Annotated in this window: 13 protein-coding genes; 11 read left to right on the plus strand and 2 right to left on the minus strand. The window is 54.6% G+C overall.

From position 1 onward, the window contains the following. Positions 1 to 489: 489 nt before the first annotated feature. The 5 genes from FF011L_RS24900 (at position 490) to hflC (ending at position 5971) form a co-directional block, all read left to right on the plus strand. Positions 490 to 1119: a hypothetical protein gene (locus FF011L_RS24900; RefSeq protein ID WP_246109617.1), complete on the plus strand. Its 630-nt coding sequence runs from the start codon at positions 490 to 492 to the stop codon at positions 1117 to 1119. A gap of 168 nt (positions 1120 to 1287) precedes the next feature. Then, the gene (locus FF011L_RS24905) at positions 1288 to 2199 is read left to right on the plus strand and encodes a metallophosphoesterase family protein (RefSeq protein WP_145354635.1); all 912 of its coding nucleotides are present in this window, start codon (positions 1288 to 1290) and stop codon (positions 2197 to 2199) included. Positions 2200 to 2216: 17 nt separating this feature from the next. Next, positions 2217 to 3737 (plus strand): sialate O-acetylesterase, encoded by a 1521-nt coding sequence (locus tag FF011L_RS24910; RefSeq protein ID WP_246109618.1) that lies wholly within the window; start codon positions 2217 to 2219, stop codon positions 3735 to 3737. 267 nt (positions 3738 to 4004) lie between these two features. After that, entirely contained in the window at positions 4005 to 4994 is a 990-nt protein-coding gene (gene hflK, locus FF011L_RS24915) for an FtsH protease activity modulator HflK (protein WP_145354636.1), read from the plus strand. Then, on the plus strand, positions 4991 to 5971 hold the full coding sequence (gene hflC / locus FF011L_RS24920) for a protease modulator HflC (RefSeq protein WP_145354637.1): 981 nt from the start codon (positions 4991 to 4993) through the stop codon (positions 5969 to 5971). Before hflK ends, hflC begins: the two co-directional genes overlap by 4 nt. Before the next feature lie 154 nt (positions 5972 to 6125). Here the strand turns inward: hflC and FF011L_RS24925 are convergent, their stop codons facing one another. Further along, positions 6126 to 6425 (minus strand): MTH1187 family thiamine-binding protein, encoded by a 300-nt coding sequence (locus tag FF011L_RS24925; RefSeq protein WP_145354638.1) that lies wholly within the window; start codon positions 6423 to 6425, stop codon positions 6126 to 6128. Between the two features lie 462 nt (positions 6426 to 6887). On the opposite strand from FF011L_RS24925, the gene FF011L_RS24935 reads away from it, so the two are divergent. From FF011L_RS24935 to FF011L_RS24960, 6 genes are all read left to right on the plus strand, one after another. Next, complete coding sequence (locus FF011L_RS24935) at positions 6888 to 8234, plus strand: DUF1501 domain-containing protein (protein WP_145354640.1); 1347 nt, start codon at positions 6888 to 6890, stop codon at positions 8232 to 8234. Continuing rightward, on the plus strand, positions 8231 to 10690 hold the full coding sequence (locus FF011L_RS24940; RefSeq protein WP_218932867.1) for a DUF1549 domain-containing protein: 2460 nt from the start codon (positions 8231 to 8233) through the stop codon (positions 10688 to 10690). Before FF011L_RS24935 ends, FF011L_RS24940 begins: the two co-directional genes overlap by 4 nt. Continuing rightward, positions 10690 to 12894: a hypothetical protein gene (locus FF011L_RS24945; RefSeq protein ID WP_145354641.1), complete on the plus strand. Its 2205-nt coding sequence runs from the start codon at positions 10690 to 10692 to the stop codon at positions 12892 to 12894. Before FF011L_RS24940 ends, FF011L_RS24945 begins: the two co-directional genes overlap by 1 nt. Before the next feature lie 36 nt (positions 12895 to 12930). After that, the gene (locus FF011L_RS24950) at positions 12931 to 15909 is read left to right on the plus strand and encodes a c-type cytochrome domain-containing protein (RefSeq protein WP_218932868.1); all 2979 of its coding nucleotides are present in this window, start codon (positions 12931 to 12933) and stop codon (positions 15907 to 15909) included. Between the two features lie 662 nt (positions 15910 to 16571). After that, positions 16572 to 17018 (plus strand): EamA family transporter, encoded by a 447-nt coding sequence (locus FF011L_RS24955; RefSeq protein ID WP_246109619.1) that lies wholly within the window; start codon positions 16572 to 16574, stop codon positions 17016 to 17018. Between the two features lie 235 nt (positions 17019 to 17253). Next, the gene (locus tag FF011L_RS24960) at positions 17254 to 17865 is read left to right on the plus strand and encodes a hypothetical protein (protein WP_145354643.1); all 612 of its coding nucleotides are present in this window, start codon (positions 17254 to 17256) and stop codon (positions 17863 to 17865) included. A 290-nt stretch (positions 17866 to 18155) separates the two neighbouring features. Here the strand turns inward: FF011L_RS24960 and FF011L_RS26605 are convergent, their stop codons facing one another. Continuing rightward, positions 18156 to 18314, minus strand: coding sequence for a hypothetical protein (locus FF011L_RS26605; protein WP_218932869.1), 159 nt, complete (start codon positions 18312 to 18314; stop codon positions 18156 to 18158). Positions 18315 to 18631: the final 317 nt, after the last annotated feature.

Here is an 18631-nt window from a genome sequence, read left to right on the forward strand (position 1 = left end):
ATGGCTCGCCGGACGGCTCTAGTCTATCAAGCTCCGAGGGACGTCGCTGCTCAAAAACACTGGACTGCAAGCGACATGCAACAACGTTCGCGAGGTCAACCCTGTGCGATTCCGCGAGTGGTGCGGAATGTTAACTTCAATGCCTAAAGCGGTTAAAGTGTAACAACAGGGTATCGGCCAACGCGTTCACCGCAGGCCCACCCGGTTCAATCATATTCCTCCGCCTTCACCGGTGATCACAAAATGGCCTTTCGTTCGCGTCAACCATTATTTGGTAAACAATCACGGCGACCGTCTCTCTCGTTCGTTTTTTTAGTAACGCTGTTAATCGGCTCAACAAACGCAGCGCCCAAAGAAAACGAAGCGGAAAGCTGGCGTAGGAACCAATTAAAGGACATTGCCCAGAAGATTGAGAAGTCCGATTCGGATGATGAGCGCCTGGAGTACGGTGCGAGACAAACTTGGCTTCAACGTTGGAAACCAGGGCAAATGCCTCTTGCCCCAACAGACTCACCAATCGAATCGGAACTGGTCGAGGAGCCGTTGCTTGAACAGTTGAAAAAGCCGAACGGAGTTTCCGCAGAGGTTTGGCAACAGATGATTTCGTCTCAAACGGATTTGCTTGCGATGGATACCGTCGATGATCGCAAGGAAAATTTGCGCATCGTCATCAGGTTGGCAGGGCAGCTGGAAAAACGACTGTCTGACCAGCTTCCCTCGAACCTGCAGCAGCTCCCTACCCCAACCGCTTGGGTCCTCGCCTACACTCGTTACCGACTTGGGCGAGCCTTGGCGTATCGGGAATTACCAAGCGTCCGAGAACGATGGCCGATTTCAAATCCGATGCGTTATGAAGAACAACTTTCAGCCGCCTATGAAAGATTGATCGCCCAAACGAATGAAGTTCGGCCCGAGTTCATTTTGCTTGAGGATCGGATGTTAAGGCGAGCGGGTAAAAAAGGGCGAGCGTTAGAATTGCTTGAGGCAAATCGAAGATCGATTGAACCGAAGTGGTACCTCAAGAAGAGGCGTGACATGTTGCAGGAACTTGGCTGGGAACCACCCTACAAAGAAGCGGCCAAACTCTACACAGAAGCAGGCTACAGCACCGATCCGTGACCAACCAATCTTAACATCGCTGCGTGAGCGAGGGACCGTGCACAAGCCGAGGTCCCTCGCTCACGCGGCGGGCTGGGATTACGGGCGTCAATTGGGGGCATGCGGCTGGTGCGGTGGTTATGATATTCTTTCGAAGAAAGTCTCGCCGGCCCCTTAGGAGAAACCAACATGCCGATACACCTTGCCGCTTTAACTCGTCGCCGTGTCCTGCAAGCTGCGGGTGCGAGCATTCTGCTGTACGGCCGCCACGCTGCGGCGGCAAAGGCCGCTGAAGTCGATCCCGACTTGATCTATTTGCTGAATGATACGCACATCGGCGAAAAACACCCAACGGATTCCCCGGTCCCTAGTCACCTCCGTCAGGTTGTCACCGAATTAGTTCAAAGGCCAGTAAAGCCAGCGTGCGTGCTGATCAATGGCGACCTGGCTTTGAAAGACGGACAGCATGGTGACTATCGGCATTTCGCCCAACTGATTCGCCCGCTGCAAGAAGCCGGTATCGACACCCATCTAACTCTGGGCAATCACGATAACCGCGAAGCGTTCTACGAAGTAATGAAGACGCAACGCCCGGATCAGCCTCTGGTCGAGTCACGACATATTTCGGTCGTCGAAACAGCTCATGCCAATTTCTTTCTGCTCGACTCGTTGCAAAAGACAATGGTCACCCAGGGGACTATCGGCAAGCAACAACTTCAGTGGCTGACAGCGGCACTGGATGCTTCTCAAACCAAGCCTGCAATTATTGTGACCCATCACAATCCTCGGCTGGGTGGAGATCCAGTGCATTTCCCGGGAGGGCTGGTTGATTCCCAAGAACTATGGAACGTCGTCGGGCCACGCAAGTGGGTCAAAGCGTACATTCATGGGCATATCCATGATCGCACCTACGCACAGCATCAAGGAATTCACATTCTCAACATGCCTGCCACATCGTACGTTGGCAATCCAACCCAATCGACGACCGGCTGGACAACGGCTCGACTATCACCCGATGGTATCGCCCTCACCACGCACACGACCGATGCGGCGCACCCCTGGAACGATGAAATGAAAACGCTGACTTGGCGATCCGCATAGATAAAAGACCAAAAGAAATGAGACCGTTCATCAATCACCTACTGGTCGTGGCAGCGACACTGCTGCCCGTAGCCGTCAGTTATGCAGCCGAAATGCGAGTTGCCGGAATCTTCGCAGATCATATGGTCCTGCAATGTGAACAACCCGTTCGGATTTGGGGATGGGCAGACGAAGGCGATAGGGTGACGGTTACATTTGCCGACCAAACCGCAGAGGCATCAGCCGATGAGCAGGGAGCGTGGTCGGTCACTCTTCAGCCTCTTGCAGTCAGCGTCCAAGGGAGGCCGCTGCGTGTTGATAGCGGTCGGCAGTCCGTTGTGATTGACGACATCCTGGTGGGTGAAGTCTGGCACGCGAGCGGTCAGTCAAACATGGCGATGACCGTCGGCGCAGTGTCGCGTGAACTGGACGCCGCTCAAGCTGACATCGTCGCCGCGAACCTGCCGGCAATCCGATTCAGCCGGATCCATGCAGCCGAAAGCTCGGAACCGCTGAGCGATTTGGGCCAGCAGGCAACCTGGACGGTCTGCACTCCGGAAACGGTTTCCCGTTTCTCGGCAGTCGCTTTTTATTTTGCCCAGCGTCTGCATGCGGAGCTTGGCGTACCGATTGGCATTATCGATTCCTCGCGGGGCGGAACGCCTATCGAACCCTTTATCCCCAAAACGGCTTTCGATGCGCATCCAACACTAAAACGAGAACTGGAACTAGCGAACCAAGGCGATCTGGACGGAATCTGGAAGCTTCCGGGCGGCGTACGTGCACGGGACACCAACTGGCTGCCGGGCCGCCTGTTCCATTCTCGAATCGCCCCAATCCGTCTCTTCACCGTACGCGGAGCGATCTGGTACCAAGGGGAATCGAACTGCGGCGTTCAGGAAGACCCACGCGACTACCAGCACAAGATGCGAGCGTTGATCAAGGGTTGGCGTCAAGCCTTGGAAAACGAGGAACTACCGGTTTACTTTGTGCAGCTTCCCGGTAGTGGCGCCGGAGACGGCTGGCCCTACCTCCGTGAACAGCAGCGACTGGCGACCGATCTCCCAAACTCAGGGATGGTCGTTACCGTCGACATTGATGGGGCGGCAATTCACCCGCCAAACAAAATCGACGTGGGGCAACGTCTCGCAAGCTGGGCATTAGCAAAGGACTACGGCCATAAGATCGCTTTCAGCGGCCCAATGTTTGATCGTCAAGAGATCGTCGGAGACAGAGCGGTTCTACACTTCCATCATGCCGAGAGTGGCCTGATGGTGGCAGACAAAGAAGGGCTCGCAGCCCCGCAAGAAACGCCCGACTCCGAACTTGCAAACTTCGAAATGATTGACAAGTCGGGCATGTGGCAGCCAGCCAAGGCCAAGATCGAGGGGAAGACCATTGTGGTTACCAGTGCGAATGTCTCCTCCCCGCTGGCGGTACGGTACGCCTACTCGGTCACACCGGACAACTGCAATCTCTATAACCGCAATGGACTGCCCGCATCTCCATTCTGCACACGACCGGACACATTGACCTACGACCCGAAGCTGCCGAAATGATGGTGCTGACCGATTGAAGAAAAAATTTCGGAACCTGCGCAATTGCCGCAAGGGTTGATCCAAAGGGAGGAGAGGATCGATCGCCAAAACTGGGAATGACAGGCCGGACCGGGCTATACTAGATCCTGTCACTCCGGCTGATCAGCAGTCGGGGAGTATCATCTACACCATGCCGGGCGTACCATCAGGTCCCCAGTCATCCTTCGATGACTTCATGCATCTCGATGCGATGCACCGGCACATCCTTTGTCACGATCGATCAACCAGATGAGTTTTGAACGCGGCGACCTACGCGAAATTGACTGGGGCAAAATCGAGAATCTCCGCCCTCTTCTCCTATGGGGGGCTCCCGCCATTCTCCTGGCAATTTTCGTATACACCTCCATCTACACGGTCCAGGCGGAATCCCAGGGCGTCGTCCTGCGGTTTGGCAAATATATCAAAACGGTCGATCCGGGCCTGCGGTTCAAGCTCCCTTTCGGCGTCGACCAAGTGTTCATCGTCCCTGTAAAGCGTCAGCTAAAACAGGAATTCGGTTTTGGCACCGAGGGCGGACTGGACGCGACGCAGTTTTCGTCAGAGCAGGCAGAAGAACGCAACATCGTCACTGGCGATCTGAACGCGGCGACCGTGGAGTGGGTTATCCAGTACCGAATCCGGGAACCGCAGCTGTTTCTATTCGAGGTACGCAACCCCGGCGAGACGCTGCGCGACATTTCTGAATCGGTCATGCGTTCCGTGGTCGGTGATCGCACCGTGGACGAAGTCATTACCGTGGGACGGCAAGAGATCGAAGTGGACGCGCTGCTTCAACTGCAAGAAGTAGTGAACAAGTACCGGCTTGGATTGAGTATCGATCAGGTCCAGCTAAAGAATGTCAATCCACCTGTGATGGTCCAACCTTCGTTCAACGAAGTCAACCAAGCCCAACAGGAACGGGAAAAGATGATCAACGTCGCCAACGGTGAATACAACAAGGTTGTACCTCGCGCCAGCGGCGAAGCCGAACAGAAGATTCAAGCCGCCGAGGGATACGCACTCAAACGCGTCAACGAAGCCGAGGGGGATGTGTCCCGCTTCAATGCGGTGTTGACCGAATTCTTGAAAGCCCCCGAGGTGACCAAACGACGCATCTATATCGAAACGATGCGACAGGTTGTTCCCAACTTAGGTAAAAAAATCATCATCGACGAAGAAGCCAGCCAAATCTTGCCATTGCTGCAACTGTCAACGGACTCCCAAGGAGGCCAACGATGAAAAGTGCTTTCTTCCCCCTCTTGGTCATTGCCCTGGCATTGGCGGCTTTCCTCGGCTACAGCAGCGCGTACACCGTCTCTGAAACCGAACAAATCATCATCACACAATTCGGCAAACCGGTTGGCGATCCGATCAGCGATGCGGGGCTTCATTTCAAAACGCCCTTTATCCAAGAAATAACTCGCATCGAAAAGCGAACCCTGCAGTGGGACGGTCGCCCCAACGAGATGCCAACCAAAGACAAGACCTACATCGTAGTCGACACGTTTGGACGATGGCGAATCAACGATGCAAAACAGTTCTTTCTGCGGTTGCGGGATGAGCGTAGTGCCCAGTCTCGCTTGGATGACATCCTTGGCAGCGAAACCCGCAATGCCATCGCCAAACATGAATTGATCGAAATCATCCGCACCACCAAAGATCGCCAACCCGATCTCGATGCGACCCTGGTCGACGCACCAGGCAACATTGGCATGCTCTATCCGATCACGATGGGCCGTGCAAAGATTGAAGAGGAAATTTTCGCCAAGGCTGCCAGCAAGCTCACCGATTTTGGGATCGAATTGCTTGACGTCCGATTCAAACGAATCAACTACAACGAAAGTGTTCGCATGCGTATCTTCGAACGCATGATTAGTGAGCGGCAGCAGATCGCGGAACGTTTTCGCAGTGAAGGAGCCGGCGAAGCGGCGAAGATCATGGGCAGGAGCGAACGTGACTTACTGAGAATCGAATCCGAAGCCTACAAAACGGTTCAGGAAATTCACGGCGTCGCGGACGCGAAGGCGACCGAAATTTACGCAGCAGCTTACAACCAAAACGACGATTCGGTCGCGTTCTACGAATTCATCATGACAATGGAGTCGTACCAAGAGATGCTAGATAAAGACAGCACCCTGATCCTCACCACGGGCAGCGACATCTTTAAATTCCTTAAGAAAGTTGACCAACCCAACGACAGCGCGGCTGCCAAGTAGAAAACAGCAGGCAAAGCCGCGGGCGAGAAGAAAGCTGGATCCTTTACCACTCCTGGAGTGGTAAAGGACGTGATCGCGCGGCCGCAAATCTTTCTAAAATGATTCCGCGAAGAGTGCTTTGGCGGACGCAACCAAACCTAATCGGTGAAAATCGCTAGGGCCTGCTCTCCGTCACACTGTCGATTTTGTCCTGCATCGACTGCTCGCGATCCGTGCGAGTCCCAACTTTGATGGTCGTAGTGATTCGCGGTGCCCCGAGAGCGTGAACGCGTTCATGGCAGCGTTTAATCGCGGCAAACACATCGTCCCATTCACCCTCGATGTTCGTGCCGTACGCGTGAAGCTGATGCTCCAGCCCAGCGTCCTGCAGCACTTTCTGGCACTCAGCGACGTATTTACTTACGGATACACCAACGTCGATCGGGACGACGCACAGATCTACAATGACTTTCATCTCAGATGAAGCCTCTCAGTTGTCGGCTAGGGACACAGTTCAATGCCCCAGTCTAAACTTTTACATAGAGAAAGGCGAATGAACCAAGGAATCGAAGGAACCGCGCGCTTCAAATAACAAAGCAAACGAGCGGCTTCCATTCTCCATTCTCCATTCTCCATTCTCCATTCTCCATTCTCCATTCTCCATTCTCCATTCTCCATTCTCCATTCTCCATTCTCCAGCTCCCAGCTCCCAGCTCCCAGCTCCCAGCTCCCAGCTCCCAGCTCCCAACTCCCAACTCCCAACTCCCAACTCCCAACTCCCAACTCCCAACTCCCAAAAGGGTTTCCTCTGTTTTAAAAAAGATTGCAGCAACCCCCGTTAAGCGGGTATACTGGCGTCAGATTTCACCGCAGGGGCAACCTAACACCACGATTGCCCTGCCCCACCTCACCCCTCCCCACCTACCTCGGCCTGGTCATGTTAACGATCAAGGGTCCCGCCAGTCGCTATTGCGACGGGCACAACCGTCGCAGCTTTTTAAAGGTCGGCGCACTTTCATTCGGTGCTGGAGGTCTGTCGCTGGCGGATCTTTACCGCGCCGAAGCGGCTTCCGGATCGACGAAGTCCCATAAGTCGGTAATCAATATTTTCCTTGCCGGTGGGCCTCCCCACCAAGACATGTGGGACATCAAGACTGAAGCACCAAGCGAGGTTCGTGGCGAATTCCAGCCAATCAGCACCAACGTGCCCGGGATTCAGATCTGCGAAGTCTTTCCTAAGCTGGCGACGCTAATGGATAAAGCCGCCGTGATTCGAAGCGTCGTCGGGTGTCGCGGCGGGCATGATGGCGTGCAATGCTTAACCGGTTGGGACGGCAACTCGTTAAGAAACCTTGGTGGACGGCCTTCGATCGGTTCGGCCGTCGCGCAAATACAAGGACCGGTTGATCCATCGGTTCCTCCGTTCGTTGGACTGGCAGCAAAAACTCGCCACGTTCCGTGGTCGGATTCGGGCCAAGCCGGGTTCCTCGGGTCAGCCTACTCGCCGTTCAAACCTGACGGCCCCGGGATGCAGAACATGACGCTTAAGGGAATTTCCTTTGATCGACTAGCCGATCGTCGAAGCCTGCTCACCGAACTGGACACGATGCGGCGAGACATCGACATCAGCGGCACGATGGAAGGGATGGATGCGTTTGGTCAGCGGGCTTTGGATGTGTTGACCAGCAGCAAGCTGGTTGATGCGTTGGACCTGACCAAGGAAGATCCCAAAATCGTCGCACGTTATGGCGATGGGAAACCCTACAAATACCAATACGATGGTGCACCAACCTGCAACGATCAACTGCTGATGGCACGCCGCTTGGTGGAAGCTGGCGTCCGCGTTGTCAGCCTCAGCTATGGCCGCTGGGACAGCCACAGTGAAAACTTTGATATGGTCCGCGATCATGGCGGCAAACTGGACCAGTGCCTAAGTGCCCTCGTCACAGACTTGGACGAACGGGGAATGTTGGACGATGTGGCGATCGTCGTTTGGGGCGAATTCGGAAGAACGCCCAAAATCAACGCAAAAGCGGGACGCGATCACTGGAGCAAAGTCAGCTGTGCTTGGATGGCTGGTGGCGGATTGAAAACCGGGCAAGCGATTGGCGCCACCAATCGACTTGGCGAAGAAGCCGTTGAGAGGCCGGTCGACATGCAAGAGGTGGTCGCAACGCTTTACCACACTCTGGGCATCGACACCCATTCAACAACCATTGCAGACCCCACCGGTCGTCCCCAGTTCTTGGTCGACAGCGATCCAATCGCCGAGCTGATTTCATGATGAATCGTCACAAAATGATTCGCTCTGCCATTTACACGCTCGCAATGGCGTTTGCATATTCTGCATCCTTGTTATCGGCCGCAGATCTGCTGCGGATCGAAAACGGTGAAGCCCAAGGGGCAACCCAACTCATCGGCGAGGATGCTCGGCTGCAACTGATCGTCTCGCGAACACAAGCCAATGGCATCGTCGCCGACTGGACGCGGAATGTCCGTTACGACGCGACGCCAGCCGGTTTGGTTTCGATCGATGCGACCGGGATGGTCACTCCATTGGCTGACGGAAACGTCACGATCACGGCGAGCGCCGACGATGGTGAACAATCCACAACGACACTGACCGTAACGGGAACCGGTCAAACACAGCCGGTCAGCTTCAGTGGCCAAGTCGTGCCCATCTTCACCAAACTGGGATGCAACGGAGGCGGATGCCACGGAAAAATTGCCGGGCAAAATGGCTTCCGATTGTCGCTGCTCGGCTTCGAACCCGAGGAAGACTATAAACGGTTGGTCGCCGAATCACGCGGCCGTCGTGTTTCACTGGCCTCGCCCGATCGCAGTTTGCTGTTGCAGAAAACGGTCAACGCGATGCCGCACGGCGGAGGTGCCCGCACCACTACCGATTCCCATGAATATCGCTTGCTCCGACGCTGGATCGCGCAAGGCATGCCGTTTGAATCGGGCAGCGCTGTCAGCGTCACTTCGATTCGAGCGTATCCAAATGTCAAACGAATGCTGGGCGACAGCGCCCAGCAACTGGCGGTCATCGCTACGTACAGCGACGGATCGGTGGAAGACGTCACACGTGCAGCGGTTTACGAATCCAACGATACCCAGATGGCCGAAGTCTCCGACACGGGCTTGGTCCAGACCGCAAAATTGGTCGGAGACGTTGCCGTCATGGCTCGGTATCAGGGCCATGTCACGGTGTTCCGTGCGGAAGTCCCACTAAACATCGATGCGGCGTATGAATTTGCCAGTGAAGCAACCAACGTGGTCGATCAATTCGTCGGCAAGAAATTGGATTCCCTTGGAATCCCCTTCTCTGCGCAATGTGACGATCCGACGTTTCTGCGTCGCGTCACCCTGGATCTAGCGGGCAGGATTCCGACGCTTGCTGAAACCAACGAATTTTTAGCCGACCCATCGGCGGAAAAACGCGAGACGCTAGTCGAACGTCTGCTAGCCAGTGACGACTACGCAACCCTGTTTGCACGGAAGTGGGGCGTGATCCTGAGGAATCGCCGTAGTGGCGGTTCGCTGCAAGTATCCAATGTGCTGTTTCACCACTGGCTGAGCGAGTCATTCCGAAACAACAAGCCCTATGACCAAATCGTTGACGAAATGCTGACCGCCAGCGGAACCGTCTTCAGCAATCCCGCGACCGCATGGCTGGACCAAGTCACGGACCAAAACGAACGAGTCGAAGACATCAGCCAATTGTTCTTAGGGCAACGGATCCAGTGTGCACGATGCCACCACCATCCCTACGAAAAATGGACCCAGGAAGATTACGCTCGTATGTCCGCGTTCTTTTCAACCATCTCGAAAAAGACGCAAGGGACCGATGCTACTTTTGTCACCCTTATCGCGGCGCCTTCGGCCAAGCATCCCAAGACTGGGCAGGCGGTCCAACCGGCTGGGCTAGATGCCGAAGCAATTGCGATCGACACCGCGATGGACCCCAGGAAAGAACTTAGCGATTGGGTCACATCACCAGAGAATCCATTTTTCGCCAAAGCTTTTGTCAACCGATACTGGAAACACTTCATGGGTCGCGGCTTGGTGGAACCAGAAGACGACATGCGTGTAACCAATCCTCCATCGAATCCGGAATTGATGGATGCGATGGCGGAATCATTTGTCGCGTCGGGGTATGACATCAAGGCCTTGGTTCGATTAATCTGCCTTTCACGAACCTATTCGGCATCCTCGAATGCAACCGAAGAGAACGTGATCGATCGCCGCAGTCATTCGCGATTTTACCCCAAGCGACTGCAAGCTGAAACGCTTCTCGATTCGATTGATGCGGTGACAGGATCGACCACGACGTTCGCGGGAATGCCGACAGGCACCCGCGCCGTCCAGCTTCCCGACACCGGTTTCGATTCGTATTTCTTGACGGTCTTTGGACAACCCGATTCAAAAACGGCTTGTGAATGCGAGCGGTCATCGGAGGCCAATTTGGCGCAGAGCTTGCACTTGCTGAACTCCGAAGAAATGCAAAAAAAACTGACCACGGATAACGGTCGGGCGGCCTCCTTTGCAGCCGACAACACACGACCGGTCGAAGCAAAAGTTCGCGAGCTGTACAAGCTTGCGCTCAGTCGTGAACCCGCCGACCGGGAGCTGAAGTCGGCGATTGGCTATTTAGGGGAACGTCACAATCAAAAAGAGCCCTGGGAAGATTTAATTTGGGCCTTAGTGAACTCTAAAGAATTTCTGTTCAACCACTAATGCGACACATTCCCTTCCCGACAATTGCGTGGCCTCGGCTTGCGCGGTTCGCGCTCTGTTTATGTTTGGCCAACCTGTTCCTCCCGAACCGGTCCGCATCTGCGCAGTTGCCCGTTATCGAACTACGTTCGCTTTCACAATCCATTTTCGCCCCCGGCGGCGAGTATGAGGTTGCCGTTGCAGCGGGAAGCCATACCGACGAATCCGAACAACTGGAATTCTCCCATCCTGGAATCGTCGCAACCGTTCTGATGGCGGCACCTCAGCCGTTGACAAATGCGGAGACCAAACGTTACGGAAATTTTCGCGTGACGCTTTCGCCCGACGTCCCCGAGGGTCGATACGAAGTCCGCGCGATCGGACGATTTGGCATATCCAACCCACGATCGATTCTAGTCGACAAGGGCGCACAGCCCATCCGCCCTGTGCAGTCCGATCCGTCCTCGGCAAGCCCGTTGGCTCTGGACGCGGTCTATTTTAATCACGCGACGTCACAATCCCGCAACTTCTATTCATTGCCCGTCGTCGCGGGAAAGGAGTACCTCGTCCGATTGATGACGCACTCTATCGATTCGCGAATGCTTGCTTCCGCTTCGCTAATCAATCGCAAGGCGCAGACGATTCGCAGTGTCATCGGTACGGATTATTCCGATTTAGAGTTTGCCTTTATCGCGGAAGAAACCGCGCCACTTACGATCATGATTCATGACGCACTCTATCGTGGTGGCCCCGATTATTCCTACGGATTGCAAGTGACCGAGTCAACCGATTCGGATTCGCCACCTTCGTCTATCGCCCAGCATCCGCTTGTGATCAGCGCACCGGCACTGCAACCTATTCGAGTCGCTGAATCGGATACGACGGTCAACCTGCAGGTTCCCGGCGCGGTGGAGTCTGATTTTGATTCCCCGACGGACCAGGACCAGTTCATTTGCAAACTCCAAAAAGCGTCTCCGGTAACCATCGAAGTGGTTTCGCAGCGACTTGGCGAGCCAACGGATGTACGAATGGTTGTCGAACGTGCAATCGACGACGCAGCGGGTGTGCGAACCTGGCAACGTGTGGCGACCGCAGAGGACAGCCACAATGTGACGGACGCCGTTATTCGGCTTGCGACCAACGACCCGATCCTGAATTTCACGCCCCCTGAAGACGGCGACTACCGGATCACTCTGACGGATTTGGACACGGGCTTATCCTTGGGATCGGTTCAACGATACCAACTGTCGGTTGCACCGCCGAACGATTCCTGGGAACTCGCTGCCTATCACGTTTACCCAAACAAAGACGCCAATGTCTCCCGACCAACTGGAGCGCATTTAGCCCGTGGCGGCGCATTGACGATTCGAGTGTTCGCCATTCGCAACCAGATGACCGCCCCCATTAAAGTTACGATCCCTGATCTTCCGCCAGGTCTTTCTTGCCCGCCTGCGTGGATTGCGTCCAATCAGAATCAAACGGATTTAATTGTCACGGCATCCGCAGAAGCGCCGATTCAGCAAGCTGAATTTCAGGTTCAAGGAATCGCCATGGATGGTACCGGCATTGAAGCGGCGGGTGATAAAGAAGCCTCCGATCCCGCCAGTTCAGCCCCTGCAAATCCCGCCCCCGCGAAACGGATTGCAAAATCCGTGACGGTCGTCTGGGAGAAAGATGGATATCGACCAACCGCACACACACGATTGACCGACAGTTTGGCAATCGCGTCGTCGGAATTGGACGTTTATCCCGTTAGCATTGATCCGGCCAGCACCGAACCGATCACGACCGCCAAAGGAACGAAGCCAAAGGTTTTAATCAAGGTTCAACGTCAGGAAGGCAGCAAGGACGCGATCGTGTTGCGCGGCAAAAATCTGCCGGCCGGCGTCGCTGCCGGTGACCTAACCATCCCCGCCGATAAGTCCGAAGCCGAATGGACAATCGACGTGACTGCAAATGCAAAACCGGGGACCTATACCTTTTGGGGACAAGGTGAAACCAAGGTCAAGTTTGCGGTCAATCCGCAATCGTTGACAAGGGCGACGAAGCTTCGCGATGACCTGAAAACCATGCGAGCTGACGAGAGCCGCGCGGATGAACACGCGGCGATCGACAAAGCGATCGCCGAAGCTGAAAAACAGATCGAATCCATTACAAAACAGACAGCTGTCAAAGATTTCACCGTCTATGTGCCGTCGTCCCTGATCACACTGGTGGTGCAGTAACCGATGTATCGATTCATTCCCTCTAAAACCGTTCAAATGATACGTTTTTCGTCGCTGCTGACATGCGTTTGTATCGCTGGCATGATTGCGATGACCGCAAACGCCGAATCAACGACGCCAGACGGTGCGGTCAGTTACGCACGAGAAATCCTGCCAATACTGCAGCAAAACTGTGTCGCCTGCCACCGCGCCAAACAAGCCGAAGGGGGCCTGTCACTTGAAACGGTCAAGGCATTGCTGGTCGGTGGCGATAGTGGCGTGCTGTGGGAAAGTACTGACCCGGCCGCCAGCCTGCTGTACACCAGACTCACCGACGACAACGACCCGATGCCGCCGGAGGAGAATACCGTCGGCGCGAAAAGATTGACCGAGAATCAGCTGACGCGGATCCGCAATTGGATCGCACAAGGTGCAACGATCGATCAGCATTCGGGCGCCGATATCGATTGGCAACCGGTTCCCGAGACCATTCGCAGCAGTTATTCGCTCGCGGTTTCGCCCGACGATCAATTCGTTGCGGTTGGGCATGCCAATCGAGTCGAACTGCTGGATTCCCGAACGGGAAAAGTTGCCGACACTCTGGTGGATGATCAACTGTCACAATCAGGCGTTGCGGATGTCGATGTCATTCAGGCGATCGCATTTTCTCCGCTCGGAGATCGGATCGCCACCGGAGGATATCGCACGGTGCGAATCTGGCAAAGACTACCGAACACCGCCGAGGTACCGCCCGCACTGCAGCGAGCAAGCGGGCCGGTCGCCTTCAATCCCGATCATACGGCCGTGGCAATCGTCAACGCGATCGGTGATGTGGAAGTCTGGGATTTAGAGTCCCGCGAAAAGCGAATTTCGGTTCCTGCGTCGGCCTCTGTTGCAGACGTGGCCTGGGGGCATCAGGATTCTTTCGTGATCGGTTACGAAACGGGTGACCTGGCCATTCACGCAGCGACAGACGGATCGCCCACTGCGGTCCTGCAGTTAGATCACTCCATTGCCTCCGTCGCACAAAGTCCCGACGGGCATACAATTGCTTCACTCGGTACGGAGGGGCAAATCCGTCTGTTCGAATCGCAACAACCAAAACCAATCCCTTCGCTTGATGCAGTCAAAGACGCAACGTCGATCGTCTTTACGTCAAAGAATCAATTGGTCGTTGGATCTGCATCCGGGATCGCGACGGTCATCGATCACACATCGGGCAAAGCCCTTCACCAATTCAATCACGAATCGCCAATCGTCGCGCTAGCAACCAGTCACACGAATAACCGAATCGCGACCGGTGGCAGCGATGGCCAATCCAAGGTCTGGAATCTTGATGACGGAAAACTGCTTTTAACTCTCTCGGGTGATCGAAAGTCACGGCTAAGAATCCAGTCACTTGATGATGACCTGCGGCGAGAAGAAGCGTGGCTTCAGACGTTGGAAAAGCAATCCGAAGTGTTAAAGAAGTCGCTGGAAACCGAAGACGCCGCGCTTGCGAAAGTAAAAGAAGCGCGCGAGAACGCCAGCAAAGCCCTGGCAGAAAAGACGAAACTACGCGACGAAACAGCCAAACAAATCGCCGCGACCAAGGTCAAAATTGCCGAAGCGAAGTCGCAGATTGAACAAGCAAATCAAACAGCGACGAAAACAGAAGGCTTGATCGCAACAAACAAAACGCAACTGGAGAAAACCACCGCGGAGTTACAACTGCTGGAGAAACAGGCCGCAATGACCACGGAAGAGCCGGCTGCGAAAGAACTTGCCAATCGTGTGGCCGAAAAGAAAACGCAAATACTGGCCGAACAAAAAACGAAGACACAGTCGACCGAACAACTTGCCGCGGCAAAGAAACTTGCTGCCGAGGCGAATGCGAGGGTGACCGCAGAAACGGCTGCATTGGAAAAGCAAAACGCCGCGTTGGTGGCGGCCGAGAAAGAGGTTCAAGCAAAACAGGCCGATCTGACGGAACGTGACCAAGCATTGGTTACCACCACTAAAACGCGTGATCTTGCGTCGCTAAAGATCCCTGAACATCAAAACATCATTCGGCTGCGCAAAAACGAACTTGGCGAGCTAAAGTACCGGCACACGCAACTAACAGCAAACGCTGCCCTTTGGCCTAGCGTGACGTCGATCGCATTTTCACCTGACGATTTGAGCATCGCGGTAGTCGATGCAAAAGGTGGCGTCCGAACCTTTGATGGACAGACGGGAGCACCGATTGACCGAGACCAGCTGAGCGATTCAAGATCAGCGACGTTTTCATCGGGGGCGCAGTGGGTCGACGGAGATCGATTGGTGGTCCATGATCCATTTGGTCCACCGCAGGTAATCGCGTTACAGCACCGGTGGAAACTGATTCAGTCGATCGGAGGAATCGATTCTGAACTGATTGCGGACCGAGTCACCGCATTAGATTTTCGCGGCGATGGTGAATCCATCGCAATCGGCAGTGGTACCCCCAGTCGTGACGGACAAGTGATCATCGTCGCAACGGCGACCGGTGAAGTGCTGCGGCGGTTCGACAACGTTCACAGCGACTCCGTACTGGCAGTCCGGTTTTCACCAGATGATCGCGTCTTGGCAACCGCGTCGGCCGATAAGACGATTCGATTGCTGGACGTTCAATCCGAAAAGGTAATCGGTGCGTTAGATGGGCATACGCACCATGTTCTATCGATTTCATGGAAGAATGACGGACGGATACTTGCCAGCGGCAGCGCCGACCAGACAATCAAAACTTGGGACGTCGGAACGATGCAACGGATTCGAACCATCGGCGGGTTTCCTGACGAAGTCACTTCGATTGCCTTTATCGGAGACGGCACACGAGTGGTCAGTTCCACTGCGAATGGCCAGGTTCGCGTTCACGAGTCGAGTACCGGGGCGCAGGTGTCGGCAACCGCGGCGCCGGGTGATTTTCTGTTTGCAACAGGCATCACCGCCGATGGAACGCGAGTTTTTTCCGCCGGACAGAAAGGGAGCGTCAACGTCTGGGAAACCGAAGGCTTGAAAAGCATCGGCACCTGGTAGCCGCCCCCCCCAACGGATCAAACAATTGGGGTAAAAAATTTCGGCCAATAAAGAGCGCAGTTGCGCTGGCAGGCAACGCGAATCGCATCCATCTTCAATCAGCGACGCAGGTGAGATCTATCCAGACGGATCAATCGAGAACCTGAAACCTTGACGCCATGAAATAGGCCCAAGACAAGTGGGGGACACGGCACAACAAGGGAAAGCGGTTGGCCTAAAAGAGGTATTGTCGCTATTGAGACTGCCCTGAAATAGCAGTATTCGGCAACGGGCATCGCAAACGTCTCCTTCCGGCTGCTCAAGCGGTCGACAAGTATCTGTCGCCCGCTGAGCCAGTGAATTTATATTGATCGGCTTGGTTGGTGTCCCTTTTCGTGGGTGACGTGAAATTTATTGCTGGCGTATTGCCAGTCAGTCCACGCTTTGGCGAGCGTTAGCTATGTGGCTGCCGTACCTACCGTCGCCAGACAATGGATCCCACTCGGAATCCACTACTTATAGATTTTGCGTCCGGAGCGAAAGGCGACACTTTAAGATTCACTGGCTAGTCGAGAAATGCAGCGGCAGCCGTCGATTTGGGTCAGCATGCCAGAGACGTTTGGCATGCGTCCAACAGGGCGGAATATCACAACGGAGTCCCCGGGGACTTAAAAGGACACAAAATGAACTTTTGGCACGGAATGACGACTAGTTGGCAGTTCTGGGCAATGTTGTCTGCGCTAGCCGCTGCGCTGACGGCGATTTTTGCCAAACTTGGGGTCAAAGGGATTCCGCCAGACGTGGCGACCTTCATAAGAACACTTGTCATTCTCGCATTCGTTTCGACCTTGCTGTGCATTAGCGGACAGTTTGCACTCGTGAAATCGATACCGCGGCGAGGCGTGGCATTTCTAATACTGTCGGGCCTGGCCACTGGCGGGAGTTGGATCTGCTATTTCCGAGCCCTAGATATCGGCAAGGCGGGGCAAGTCGCCAGCATCGACAAATTGAGTGTCGTCCTGGTCGCGATCATTGCATTTCTGTTTCTACATGAACGGCTTTCTCTGACAGCTACTATCGGAGTTGCTCTCATCACCATCGGGGCGATCTGTGTTGCAGTGGCCGACTAAGAATGACGATCCCGAACGCCGCAACGACACGAACCGTCGACGCGATCAAACGGTTCGTCAATCGATTCGCGTCGGTTGTAACATCCGAATATTTGACGTGCGGTAACATCGGCGATGGTACGCGGTATGATTTTATGTTTTCGTCCGGCACTAACTTTTCCGTCCGCCAAAAAATCTTCCGCGATGAAAAGCATGATAACGAAAGGCAACGTCCTCCGGCTAAGAAATGGAAACCATGAACACCCTGCTACGACTGCCCTTCACCCTTACGATGCTGTCGGTCCTGATTGCAGCCGGTATCTACGGGCGAAGCCACGTCGGTTTACTTGACCAGACCATTCAAGACCGTGCTGGTTACTCCATGCGACTGATTGTTGAAGGGCAAGTGCATCGCGCTATCACTTCGCTGCTGTTTACCGCCGGGGGATGGCGATTTTACAGTTCGATCGCAATGTTCGGACTGGGGGTCGGGTACGTTGAATGGAACTATGGAACGACACGATCCCTTGCGACGTTCTTCGGCATTCACATCACGACGCTCGCCTTGATGACGATCGGTGTACTGGCCGTCAATGCGATGGCTTCTACCCATCGCGGTCAGCTGCTATGGCATGTCCAGGATGTTGGCCCATCCGCGGGTTACTACGGATGCATTGGATTGGCGCTCGCTGGACTGGCGTCACCGATTCGCTGGCCCATCATCGCATTGATCCTGCTGGTTCTAATCGCCCGTGCAACGTGGTCCTTCATCCATCTCCCCGAAGACGGCCAAATGCTATCCGCTGACTTCGCCCATTTGATTGCGTTCCCCCTGGGAATGCTATGCACTTCTCTAGTGGCAGATTAAGACAGTATCCAGACGCATGAAGCATCCGCCGTAGCAAGCGAAGCTCTATGCCATCTACTTTCTTAGCGCAACGGCGCGAACCGTCCGGCAATCGCATTGAAAACAGAATGAATTTGCCCGTCGGCTTACGCCGATCCGCCAGGAATACCGCCCGTAGATGGCATTGGGCTAGCGCGGCCGCAACTGGACGGGCTGTCTGAAGGTTCGTCCCAGCAGTAACCAGGTCGCATCTTTCTTCATCGACAGGACTTTGCCGCCCGAGATTCGATACGGTCGATCCCGCACGAAAGCTATTGCGACGCTCGATTATCAAAAAAGCTGAACGCAAAATTCAACCCAAGCGTTAACAACAAACTACCGATAATCGAGATGTGCCACTGGAACAGAAAATTCAAGGCAATCAAGATGACAACAAAGATTACAAGGTGCCGGGCGTATGTAGCATTCATAGAGTTGGCTGCGTTCCGCAGATAAGAGAGTACTTTAATGGCTATTAAGATGCGGCCCAACTTTACACGAGCACATGAATCGCGAACATCCGGTTGATTCCGGTGTGGCCATCACCTGCCGCGAAGGACGCCGTCGAACGACGATATCCGCTCGGGCTTATTATACATTGATCGAGATATCGCTAAGCGGCTCCTCCACCATTTCTAAACCGTTGCTCGGAAACCGAGACATAAGCAACCTTCATCGTTCCTCACTGCCAACGGCTCACTTTTCCCACCACCGCCCGTCGCGTTAAGAACACCGACGGCACTAGCGA

The sequence above is a fragment of the Roseimaritima multifibrata genome, from assembly GCF_007741495.1.
GTDB classification, from domain to species: domain Bacteria; phylum Planctomycetota; class Planctomycetia; order Pirellulales; family Pirellulaceae; genus Roseimaritima; species Roseimaritima multifibrata.